Source organism: Syntrophotaleaceae bacterium (genome assembly GCA_041390365.1).
Classification (GTDB): domain Bacteria; phylum Desulfobacterota; class Desulfuromonadia; order Desulfuromonadales; family Syntrophotaleaceae; genus JAWKQB01.
The window spans coordinates 90,361-100,717 of sequence record JAWKQB010000005.1 but is presented as its reverse complement, the minus strand read 5'-3'; the positions used below and the strand labels follow the sequence as shown (position 1 = coordinate 100,717).

The window sequence follows — 10,357 nt, the reverse complement described above, 5'->3', positions numbered from 1 at the left end:
GGAAAAAAACTCGCTCGCTGCGCTCCCTCAGACAGTTTTTCCGCCTTTTTCGCCCGCCGCCCCCTCCGCTCCGGCTGCGTCACAGGGGAGTGGACGGCAAAGGCAAGGCACCTGAAACCTGAAACCTGAAACCTGTGCCCTGTGACCTGGTCTTTGGAACCCGAACCATGAACCACCGACGCGATATACCCGAACTTCTTGCCCCGGCCGGCAGCCCGGAGGCTTTTTTTGCCGCCATGGAGGGGGGGGCTGATGCCGTCTACTGCGGCCTGCAGGATTTTTCCGCGCGGGCCAAGGCGCGCAATATCAGTCTTTCCGAACTGGAAAAAATGCTCGGTTATGCCCATCGGCTGGGGCGCCGGATCTATGTCACGGTCAATACCCTCATCAAGGAGGCTGAACTGCCCCGTCTGGCGGAAATCCTGGCCGACCTGGAGGCGCTGGCGGTCGACGGGGTGATTCTGCAGGATCTGGCGGTCTGGCGGCTGGCCCGGCGGCACTTTCCCGGGCTGAAGCTGCACGCCTCGACCCAGATGACCGTTCACAACGCCGCAGGCGTTCAAATGCTCGAGGAGATGGGGTTTTCCAGGGTGGTGCTCGCCCGGGAGCTGACTCTGGAAGAAATTGCCGCCATCCGTCAAAAGACCTCCCTGGATCTGGAGCATTTCATTCACGGCGCCCTCTGCTTCTCCTTTTCCGGGCAGTGCTATTTTTCCTCCTGGCTGGGTGGCAAGAGCGGCAATCGAGGCCGCTGCGCTCAGCCCTGCCGCCGAAGCTACCGCTCTTTCCGCAAGGACGGCTACTACTTTTCCCCTAACGATCTGTCGGCCATCGATCTGCTGCCGGAACTGGCCGAAGCCGGTATCGGCAGTTTCAAGATCGAGGGGCGCATGAAAAGCGCCGAATACGTGGTGAATGTGGTATCCGCCTACCGCAGGGCTCTGGATGCGGGGCCCGAGGAGAGGCGGGCTGTGGTCCGGGAGGCCAAGGAGCTGCTCAAGGAGTCCTTCGGCCGGCTGCCGACCAAAGGGTTTCTGGCCGGGCCAAACCCCACTGACATTGCCATCCCCTCGCTCAAGGGAGCGACCGGCCGCTTTCTTGGCGAGGTGCAGGCGGTTCAGGGCGGCCGCATCACCTTCAAGACCCGGGACCGTCTCCATGCCGGCGACCGGCTGCGGGTTCAGCCGAAAAGCGACCGGGCCGGCACCGCATTTACCGTGCGGGAACTGGAGCTGGGCGGCCGTACAGTGAAACTGGCCCAGGCCGGCTCTGTAGTAACGGTTCCCAGCCCCTTCAGGGGGGTCTTCCAGGTCGGCGACACGGTGTTCAAGGTTTCTTCCGAACACGCCTTTACGCTGAGCGAGGCGGCCTGTCGCCGCAAACTGGATCAGGCGGCCTCTTCGCCCTGGCCGGTCAGGCTGAAAATCGAACTGGCGGGGGAAACCCTGTCTTTAAGTGGAGAGAGCGGATCCTGCCGGCTGCAGCGCAGCTATGCCGTGCCGGCTCATCCCGCGTCCACCAGCCCGTTGACTCTCGAGACCCTGCGCGGCGTATTTGAAAAAACCGGCGACGAACCTTTCCGCCTGGATGAAATCCAGGCGAACTCCTTGCCGCCCGTGGTCATTCCCCCCAGCCGGCTGAAGGAGGTGAGGCGGGAATTCTACCGGGAACTGAGCAAGCTGGCGGCAGGCTATCGCCGGGAGAAGCGTCATCAACATGTGCGGCAGGCACTCGCCGATCTGCTGGCGGAAACCCCGCCCCGCCTGGTAGAGGGGCGCACTATTTCCTTGGTTGTGGGGCAGGTTCGGGACGCGCATATCCTCAACGATCCCCTTGTCGACCGTGTAGTGATTCCCCTGCTGCCCGGTCCGGCGCAGGGACATCGGCGGTCGGCTGATCGGGAGGAGCAAGTTGTCTGGGATTTGCCATTCATCCTGTTCGACCGGGACTGGCCGGCATATCGGGAGGCGGTGGAAAATCTGGTGGAAAAGGGATACACCGCCTTCCGCCTCAACAACCTCGGCCATTTCCGCCTTCTGCAGGGGTTGGCGGGATTGCGGCTGATCGCGGGTTATCGGCTGTTTTCCCTCAACAGTCAGGCGGTTTTGGCCTGGAAAGAGCTTGGTGCGGAGGAGACGGTTCTTTACATTGAGGACGATCGGGAGAACCTGCGCGCCCTGCTGTCGCGGAACAGGGGATGCAAGGCCTCCATCATCGTTTATGGAACCGTACCCCTTCTCACCTCCCGCATCCGCATTCGTGAGCTGCGACCGGGAAGCCGGATCGAGTCCGACCGGGGGGAAGGGTATCGGCTGGATCAGCGCAACGGGCTGAGCGTGCTGCAGCCGGAGACCGACTTTTCCCTTCTCGATCGGCTGAATGAACTTCAGTCCATGGGCTGCGGCAGTTTCTTCATCGAGCTGAGCCACATAGGCCCCTTTTCCCCTCAAGGTAAAAAAGTTATCGAGGCCTTGAAGAGAGGTCAGAATATTCCTGGCACCTCTCCCTTCAACTATGAGAGAGGGATGGAGTAGAGTCAGGTATCAGTTGACTTTACTCCTCACTCCTCACTCCTCACCCGATCCCCCGCGACTGCTTTCCCGGCATCCGGCAGGGTATCGAAGAGTCTGTCCGCCAGTTCCTGCACCGCCTGCTGATACAGAAAGAGCCGGGAGGCCACGGGCCATCCGCCTGCTCCGCCCGCCGTGGCATCAGCCCAATCCCGCCAGATTTCCCGAACAGGCTCCCTGGTGATCAGACGGGCTTCGGCGGCGATTTCCGCTGACGGGGGCGGATTGGTTTCCCCCAGGGTGGAGGGCAGGAACAGGAAGTCCACGTGGAGGGCCACCGCCGCATCGGCTTCGGTAGGAACATTGGCCACCAACTGTTCTGCTGACTGCTTATCGGTGTTCGGTCTGTTCCATTCATCCCCGACCACCACGACCTGGTAACCTTTTCTTTCCAACTCCCTGCGCAGAAAGATGCGCAGGTCCCTTTCGAGGTCGTAATCCGTCGGTGGTTGATAGCGGGGTGCATAGCTTACTTCCGTCAGCGCAATGGTGCGGATGCCCGAATCCCACGCTGCAATATCGAAAAAGATGGGTTCCGGGGGGGCGGCGCCGGTGCAGGCGGCCACCAGCAGCATTATGGCCGGGCCCAAAAGAAGTTTTTCAAGAGTTATCCGAATCGGCTTCATCTTTTCCCCTTTCCCGAGCCAAGTCCAATGGCCGTTATGGCCACGGGCGGTAGGACTATTCTAACATCTCTTCCCTTAACCAAAAAATTTCAATTCCCTTACAGGAACAAAACAGACGGACTGTTTACTCTCCCCGTCCAACAGAGGGAGAAATATGGCCAGATTTCGCACCAGACCCAACATCATTGAAGCATTCCGGGTTTCCCAAAGGACGGTAATCCACCCGGCAGATACCTTGTATCAGAATATTTTCGTGGTCTACCCCGGTGAATATCTTTGCACCGATACGAAAGGTTACAAGTTCCCCTGCCGGCCGGAAATTTTCGAAATGCTCTACGAGCCCGAGACCGAATGAGTCGTCTGACAAAGCCCTCAAGGAGGCTATCATGAACGAGATCTGTACGATTTGTGGCCGATACTTCTACAATCGCGACTATCCACCCCGGCTTTGCCCCATTTGTGAGGAAGAATCGATGAAGAGCGGCGACCTCTCCTTTCATCGCTCCAGACCAAAAAGGATGTTTCCGACTGCGGAAAAACGGCCTTGAAAGTCGCAGCAGCCTCGTGAAACGGGATTCCGGCGGGATCGGAATCCCGTTTCTTTTTCTGTTTACCGAATTAACGTTTCCTGCCGACCTCCATCCTCTGGTATGCTATGGACCTGTCGGACCCGGGCATCGCTTTATTCTTCCTATCAACAGACCTGGCAGGGAAATCGTCTCATGGAAAACGAGTTGCAGGAAACAATCTGTTATCTGTTGTCCTCCCAAAGGCTTGGCGTGCTGGCGACCAGTCAGGAGGGACAACCTTATACGTCCCTGGTGGGTTTCGCCTTCAGCGAGGATCTGAAACAGCTTTTTTTTGCAACGAAAAAGGGCAGTCGGAAATTCAACAACCTCCAGAACGATCCCCGGGTCAGCCTGCTCGTCGACAGCCGCAACAGTAATACCGATCTGGATCAGATTTTCGCCGTGTCCGCTTTCGGCAATGCCAGAGACGTCACCGGGCTCGAGCGGCAGAAACTGATAACTTCCTATCTTGATCGGCACCCCGGGCTTGGAGAGTTTGTAGAATCGTCCAACTGTGCCTTGGTTCGGATCAAGGTGCGGAGATACGCTCTGGTGCGCCAGCTGGTCGTGGTGGGGGAGCTTGGATTCGATGCCTAAATCAGGCCATCACACCTAATGTGTCATGGGTCGATGACCCCAACCAGGAGTTGCCATGCCCTGCCAGAGACGATCTTCCACCCTGGTCGGCGCTCAGGTCCGGTTTGAGTACCAGGGTCGTGAACTGACAGGAACGGTAGCCCGTCTCGAATCGGTGCACGCCCTGATCCTCGGCACCGACCGGCAAAGCTACCGAATACTGAAGGATTGCCTGCTGCCGCTGCATGCCCCTGCAGTGCCCGCCATTGGCGAAAAAGAGTCCTCCCCGCCGAAAAGCCTGCCGCGGCAGGTTCTCTCGCCCGGCAATCTCCATGTCGGGGAAAGGGTCCGGTTCTCCTGCCGGCGCCAGTTGCTTGAAGGATGCATCGTCCGCCTGAATGCCAAAAGGGCTCACGTTATCTGCGACAATGACGACGAGTACGCCGTTCCCTACGGCCTTTTGGCCTTGATAGAAGGCGAACTCACAGCATCCACCGTTCGCTCGCCGGAAGGCCTGCAGCGCGTTGGCCGCCTCGCCGAAAAATTGCTGGCCGAGCATGGTCTTGCCGCCTGGCGTTTCGATTTCGACCATGCCGTCCGGCGTGCAGGCAGCTGCCAGTATCGGCAAAAGCGGATAACCCTGTCTCTGCAGTTCGCCCGACAGGCATCGGATGAGGAAATTCTCGATACGCTGCTGCATGAAATCGCCCACGCCCTGGTCGGGCACCGACACAATCACGATGCCGTCTGGCAGGCCAAGGCCCTTGAGATAGGCGGTTCAGGCGAGCGCTGCCACGACCGGCGTTTCTGCCCGCCGCGTTACATTGTTCAGTGTCGCAACGGCTGCTGGACCCTCACGGCCGAGCGTCGCAGAAGGAATGTGGTTTGCCGCAAATGCCGGGGGGAAATCAACTACCAGACCTATACCGCCGAGCGCTGGCGGGAGTTGAAGGCTTCTTCGGGAGTCAAACAAGGCGCTTAAACTCTTTCGACCCTGAGATACGGCCGATGTCATCATTCCAATCCATTGAACCGGCTCGCTGCGCCGCAATGATTCAAAAGGCCAGGTCCGTGGTCGTTCTGACCGGGGCGGGGCTTTCGACTGCAGCCGGAATTCCTGACTTTCGCGGTCCGCAGGGACTTTATGTCACCCGTCTCTATGATCCTGAAAAGGTTTTCGAGATCGACTGGTTCCGGCAGGACCCCCGGTATTTCTACGAATTCTGCCGGGATTTTGTCGGCATGGTGAAAAATATCGAACCGACCTTCACCCACCGCTTTCTCGCAGACCTGGAGCAGAAAGGCCTGCTGGAGGCGGTGATCACCCAAAACATCGACATGCTGCACCAGCTGGCCGGCAGCCGGGCGGTGGTCGAACTGCACGGCTCGCCCCGGGCCGCCGACTGCACCTCCTGCAGCAAGCGCTTCGCCGATCTCACCTACGACTGGTGGGAAAAGGTCATGAGCAGCAGTCCCATGCCTCCGGTTCCCTTCTGCCCTTCCTGTCTTGGGGTGATCAAGCCGGAAATCGTGTTTTTCGGGGAAACCCTCGAATGGTTGGGTGAGGCTGAGCGTCTGGTCTATCATTGCGATCTTCTGCTCGTTCTCGGATCCTCCCTCCAGGTCGCCCCCGCCGCCTACCTTCCCCAGGGTACGCGCGCCACCACCATCATCGTCAACAAAGGCCCGGTCATGCTGCCCCCGGCGCCCCACCGCTATTTTGTGGACGGCGATCTGGATGATTATTTCCGGGAAGTGGCCGGGCATCTCCACGGGCAAAGGCACACGGACTGACAGGGAAAAACTTCTGTCCATGCAGGTCCGTGACAGTCCGTGTTCGTCCGTGTGCTGTCGACTTTCCTTTTCTTTTGACCTGAAACAGGAGTAATATGGTCACCTATAGAAAGGAGAACATCCATGGGACGATATACGGGACCGACCTGTCGATTGTGCCGAAGAGCCGGCCAGTGCCTCTATCTCAAGGGTGACAGGTCCCTTTCCGATAAATGCGGCATTCGCCGCCGGGATTATCCGCCAGGGCAGCACGGAGCGCGCCGGGGCAAGGTGTCCGAGTATGGCAAGCAGCTTCGGGAAAAGCAGCAGATGAGGCAAACCTACGGACTTCGGGAAAAGCAGTTTCGGAATCTCTTCCGCAAGGCCGAACGAATGAAGGGTGTGACCGGTGAAAATCTGCTGGTCTTGCTCGAGCGGCGCCTTGATAGTATCGTTTATCGACTTGGTTTTGCCACGACCCGCGCCGAAGCCCGCCAGCTGGTCAATCACGGTCATTTTCTGGTCAATGGCCGCAAGGAGTCGATCCCCTCCAGCCTGGTACGGCCCGGAGACGTCATCGAGCTCAGGGAGAGAAGCCGTAAGATTCCCAGAATCAACGAAAACCTGGAAGCCGCGCCGCGCCGCGGGCTGGCTTCCTGGGTGGAGCTCGATCGAACCAATTTCCGCGGCGAGGTCAAGGCTCTGCCGCAGCGGCAGGAAATGACCAGCCCCGCCTTTGAAGAACATCTGGTGGTGGAGCTGTATTCCAAGTGATCCCCGCTTCGGCAGCGAGTGCCAACCCGGCCTTCAACGGCTGAAGAAACAGCCCGAGAAGGCTCGGAGAGGGGAGGGTCCGATGCTGCGCTTCGGTTTATGCTGCATTTTCAATGAAGCTCCCATCCGCTTTCGCCGCACGACCGCTAAATCCCTTTTGAATCTGGAGCGCTCCAGTCAGCTTGCCAGATTAAACGAACTGTGTCTGCACAACGCAGGCTCCCTGCTGGCCGCCCTGGTCGAGACCCATCGTCTCGGCTTCGGCGCTTTTCGTATTCTTTCTCAACTTTTTCCGCTGTTCACTCATCCCCTGGTCGGTTACCGGCTCGAGGACCTGCCCGACGGAAAACAGATTACCGGTCTGCTCGTCAAAGCCGGCGAATTTGCCAGGAGCCGGAATCTGAGGCTCAGTTTTCACCCTGATCAGTTCGTTCTGCTTTCAGCTCCCAAACCGGAGGTGCTGCAGGCGTCCATCGCCGAACTCGAGTACCAGACCCGGGTCGCAGAACTGGTCGGTGCGGATGTCATCAACATTCACGGCGGGGGCGCCTATGGCGACAAGCGAGCTGCGCTGAGCAGAATCGTGAAGGTTTTCCCCCGACTGCCCCCGGCCCTGCAGCAGCGACTGACCCTGGAAAATGACGACCGCCTGTTTACCGTAAGCGATCTCCTGCCCATTTGCCGCGAACTGCGGGTGCCGCTTATTTTCGACGTCCATCACCACCGGTGCAACGGTGATGGTCTGAGCGTTGCCGAAGCCACCGAACGGACTGTCCAGACCTGGCACGGAACCGGGCGTGAGCCATATTTTCACCTTTCCTCACCCCGGCACGGCTGGGGTTCCTCCGATCCGCGGGTTCATGCCGATTACATCGATCCTGCCGATTTTCCGGAGCCCTGGCGATCGCTGACGGCCACTGTCGACATCGAAGCCAAGGCCAAGGAACTGGCAGTCAGCAGACTGTTGCAAGATCTGGATCTTACCACCTGGAACCGGTGAAGAGCGGGTCATATTTTCCATGCCGCCCCTTGATTCCGATTATCGAGGTGCTAGCATGTTTGAAGAGTTTAATTATGCCCCGTATCTGAAAACACCCGATTCGACAGGAGGTTCTTATGACCAACGGACAAGCATTGCCGCGAACCGATTCCATATCGAACGTTTCCTGGCGGGCCATTTTTGCCGGTACTTCCATAACCCTGGTGACCATGATGATGCTGGTTCTGCTGGGGATGGCGATCGGATTGTTTGCGGTGAATCCCGCTACCGAACAGAATCCTTTTGGCGGTCTCGGCATCGGTACGACCATCTGGTGGATCTTAAGCTGGATCATCTCCCTGTTTATCGGCGGGTGGGTGACCAGCCGGTTCGCCGGGATGCAGAGGAAATGGGATGGCGCCCTGCACGGTCTGGTCACATGGTCGCTTACCTTTATCATCAGCATGGTCTTTCTCGCCAACCTGTTGGGAGCCGTTGTCGGCGGAACCTTCAACCTGATGCAGAATACCCTGAGAATGGCCGGGCAGTTCATGTCGGCGGTGGCGCCGGGGATGGCGGAAATGATGACCGGACAGGACCCGATGCAGGCGATCATGCAGGAGGGTCAGCAGATCATGGAACAGATCAGGCAAAGAGGCGGCGAGGATGCGGTCGCCGAACTGACCAACACCATCCGCCAAGTTTTCCAGCAGCCTGAGATCACACCTCAGGATAAACAAAAAATCACCGGCATTTTGACGCAGTACACCGATATGAGCGAACAGGAAGCCGAGTCGACAGTCGATCGGTGGGTGAACACCTATCAGCAGGCGCGGCAGCAGGTGCAGCAGTTCGGCGAACAGGTGACCCAAAGGGCCGAGCAGATTACAGATGCCCTTGCGCAGGCTGCCATCTGGTCCTTCTTTGCTCTTCTGCTCGGTGCTATCGCCGCTGCAGCGGGGGGTATGGTCGGCAGAGTCAAAGGCGTGGTCACGGTTTAAGCTGCCGCATTGCGAGCCATCCCGAAACGGATGGCTCGAAGCCGCTGCAGAGAATCAGGCCGCCTTTTTACAAAAGGAAAAAGCTGCGGGTTGAATACTGTCGTCGAACATTATATCCAGTGGAACCATGAGGCCGGTTAAAGCCAGGGCCAGCTCGAAGATCTCACCGATATCGAAAAACAGTTTGTCCACGATGATATAAGCGGCGATATTGGCGCCCAAGAAAAGGACGGTAGGGTAGGAAGGAGCCGGCAGTGCTGCAAACAAACGGTTTCGTTGCAGCCAGCCGGCTTTTTTCAGCAGCGGAACGACCAGCCAGAGGATTCCGCAAAGGGCATAGAAAAGAGGATTCAGGAAATAGGTCAGGTTGTATTCTTTTTCCAGGTCAAATATTTTCGACAGGTTCAGATTGTGGATGTTGAATTCGTTCTGCTTATTAAAGGAAATAACAGTTTCAGTCGGTTGAAAATGGAAAATATGCTGTCCCCAGCTGACCTCTTCGCCAAATGCCAGAAAACAGAAACAGGTGAAAAACAGAAACCAGGTTGAAGTCATCGTCCATCTTCTTTGCCTGACGTTTCTGATCAGCAGGAAAAGGTAGGCCAGCGAGGCCGAAAGCCAAAAGAACGCTTCCAGTATTTCGATCAATCCCTCCCCATTGTAGTTTCTGTTAGCGAATTTCGCCGACCACTCCTCCAGAGGCGAATACAAAATACCGCTCAGGCTTGCCAGAAAAAACACAACCACAATTCCGGTTGCCACTCTCCACCTTTTGTATAAACCGATGTTGATTGTCACTAACCGGCAATTATGGATGAATTCCATTGATTGTCCTTTTTATTAACAATGGGTATTATCCGGTCCACTATAGGGACATCAAATTGTTCCCGGTTAGAATTCTAACAGTTTTCTAACAAAAAAACATCCGGGTCCGCTGGTTCATGGCGATAAGAGCCCTGCATGCTGTACCAGAAGAGGCTGATGTGGAAAACCGTCTTGACATCCGGCGGAGAGATCCTAATATTTCCGGAAACAGCAACCACATCCCAAAATTGAAACAGGGGGGCCACGTTTGCCATGGCATATAGCAATGAACCCAAAGAGTTGACCGAAGAGCAGCTGGACGAACTCCGGCAGTTGCTGCTGACCAAACGCCAGGAGGTGATCAAATCCATTGACCTCATGAGGGTCAGGGATTTCGAATCGAATCCGGACGACAACATGGAAGAGATCGATCAGGCTTCGACAAATCAGATGCAAACCGTACAGCTGCGTGTTCTCGAAAAGGAATACAAGCTTCTACGGGAGGTGAACCGGGCCCTGGAAAAATTCAATACGGGCGATTACGGCCTCTGCGAAGGCACGGAGGAGCCGATTGGATATCCCCGGCTCAAAGTTCGTCCCTGGGCTCGCTACAGCATCGATTACGCGGAAGAAAAAGAGCGCATGGACCGGCAGGCCTCCAGCAGGCTGCCGGGCAGATAGGCCG

11 protein-coding genes are annotated in these 10,357 nt (G+C 57.3%); 9 read left to right on the top strand and 2 right to left on the bottom strand.

Annotated features, from left to right (window positions below; translation table 11 throughout):
• The first annotated feature begins 167 nt into the window (after positions 1-167).
• Positions 168-2,534, top strand: a complete 2,367-nt coding sequence (locus R2940_18465) for a DUF3656 domain-containing protein (protein MEZ4601779.1) — start codon at positions 168-170, stop codon at positions 2,532-2,534.
• A gap of 26 nt (positions 2,535-2,560) precedes the next feature.
• Here the strand turns inward: R2940_18465 and R2940_18460 are convergent, their stop codons facing one another.
• The gene (locus R2940_18460; protein ID MEZ4601778.1) at positions 2,561-3,196 is read right to left on the bottom strand and encodes a hypothetical protein; all 636 of its coding nucleotides are present in this window, start codon (positions 3,194-3,196) and stop codon (positions 2,561-2,563) included.
• A gap of 154 nt (positions 3,197-3,350) precedes the next feature.
• Between R2940_18460 and R2940_18455 the strand changes: the two genes are divergently transcribed.
• The 7 genes from R2940_18455 to R2940_18425 all read left to right on the top strand — a co-directional run bounded on the left by R2940_18455 (position 3,351) and on the right by R2940_18425 (position 8,868).
• A complete protein-coding gene (locus tag R2940_18455; protein MEZ4601777.1) occupies positions 3,351-3,551 on the top strand; it encodes a hypothetical protein in 201 nt (66 codons plus the stop codon).
• A 367-nt stretch (positions 3,552-3,918) separates the two neighbouring features.
• Complete coding sequence (locus R2940_18450; GenBank protein MEZ4601776.1) at positions 3,919-4,362, top strand: pyridoxamine 5'-phosphate oxidase family protein; 444 nt, start codon at positions 3,919-3,921, stop codon at positions 4,360-4,362.
• Positions 4,363-4,417: 55 nt separating this feature from the next.
• Complete coding sequence (locus R2940_18445; GenBank protein MEZ4601775.1) at positions 4,418-5,323, top strand: SprT-like domain-containing protein; 906 nt, start codon at positions 4,418-4,420, stop codon at positions 5,321-5,323.
• A 26-nt stretch (positions 5,324-5,349) separates the two neighbouring features.
• Positions 5,350-6,135 carry a Sir2 family NAD-dependent protein deacetylase gene (locus tag R2940_18440; protein ID MEZ4601774.1) on the top strand — a complete coding sequence of 262 codons (786 nt, stop codon included), beginning with the start codon at positions 5,350-5,352 and terminating at the stop codon, positions 6,133-6,135.
• A 123-nt stretch (positions 6,136-6,258) separates the two neighbouring features.
• Positions 6,259-6,888: a 30S ribosomal protein S4 gene (gene rpsD / locus R2940_18435; GenBank protein ID MEZ4601773.1), complete on the top strand. Its 630-nt coding sequence runs from the start codon at positions 6,259-6,261 to the stop codon at positions 6,886-6,888.
• A gap of 82 nt (positions 6,889-6,970) precedes the next feature.
• Complete coding sequence (uvsE, locus tag R2940_18430; protein MEZ4601772.1) at positions 6,971-7,888, top strand: UV DNA damage repair endonuclease UvsE; 918 nt, start codon at positions 6,971-6,973, stop codon at positions 7,886-7,888.
• Positions 7,889-8,004: 116 nt separating this feature from the next.
• Positions 8,005-8,868, top strand: coding sequence for a hypothetical protein (locus tag R2940_18425; GenBank protein MEZ4601771.1), 864 nt, complete (start codon positions 8,005-8,007; stop codon positions 8,866-8,868).
• A gap of 54 nt (positions 8,869-8,922) precedes the next feature.
• On the opposite strand, the gene R2940_18420 is transcribed toward R2940_18425, so the two are convergent.
• A complete protein-coding gene (locus tag R2940_18420; protein MEZ4601770.1) occupies positions 8,923-9,423 on the bottom strand; it encodes a hypothetical protein in 501 nt (166 codons plus the stop codon).
• A 522-nt stretch (positions 9,424-9,945) separates the two neighbouring features.
• On the opposite strand from R2940_18420, the gene R2940_18415 reads away from it, so the two are divergent.
• On the top strand, positions 9,946-10,353 hold the full coding sequence (locus R2940_18415; protein ID MEZ4601769.1) for a TraR/DksA C4-type zinc finger protein: 408 nt from the start codon (positions 9,946-9,948) through the stop codon (positions 10,351-10,353).
• Positions 10,354-10,357: the final 4 nt, after the last annotated feature.

What these genes read in the sequence shown, in the direction of transcription:
- R2940_18440 (MEZ4601774.1), top strand. Translation starts at nt 5,350, where the DNA reads ATGTCATCATTCCAATCCATTGAACCGGCTCGCTGCGCCGCAATGATT.
- R2940_18455 (MEZ4601777.1), top strand. Translation starts at nt 3,351, where the DNA reads ATGGCCAGATTTCGCACCAGACCCAACATCATTGAAGCATTCCGGGTT.
- R2940_18420 (MEZ4601770.1), bottom strand. Translation starts at nt 9,423, where the DNA reads ATGACTTCAACCTGGTTTCTGTTTTTCACCTGTTTCTGTTTTCTGGCA.
- R2940_18425 (MEZ4601771.1), top strand. Translation starts at nt 8,005, where the DNA reads ATGACCAACGGACAAGCATTGCCGCGAACCGATTCCATATCGAACGTT.
- R2940_18415 (MEZ4601769.1), top strand. Translation starts at nt 9,946, where the DNA reads ATGGCATATAGCAATGAACCCAAAGAGTTGACCGAAGAGCAGCTGGAC.
- rpsD (MEZ4601773.1), top strand. Translation starts at nt 6,259, where the DNA reads ATGGGACGATATACGGGACCGACCTGTCGATTGTGCCGAAGAGCCGGC.
- R2940_18465 (MEZ4601779.1), top strand. Translation starts at nt 168, where the DNA reads ATGAACCACCGACGCGATATACCCGAACTTCTTGCCCCGGCCGGCAGC.
- R2940_18445 (MEZ4601775.1), top strand. Translation starts at nt 4,418, where the DNA reads ATGCCCTGCCAGAGACGATCTTCCACCCTGGTCGGCGCTCAGGTCCGG.
- uvsE (MEZ4601772.1), top strand. Translation starts at nt 6,971, where the DNA reads ATGCTGCGCTTCGGTTTATGCTGCATTTTCAATGAAGCTCCCATCCGC.
- R2940_18460 (MEZ4601778.1), bottom strand. Translation starts at nt 3,196, where the DNA reads ATGAAGCCGATTCGGATAACTCTTGAAAAACTTCTTTTGGGCCCGGCC.
- R2940_18450 (MEZ4601776.1), top strand. Translation starts at nt 3,919, where the DNA reads ATGGAAAACGAGTTGCAGGAAACAATCTGTTATCTGTTGTCCTCCCAA.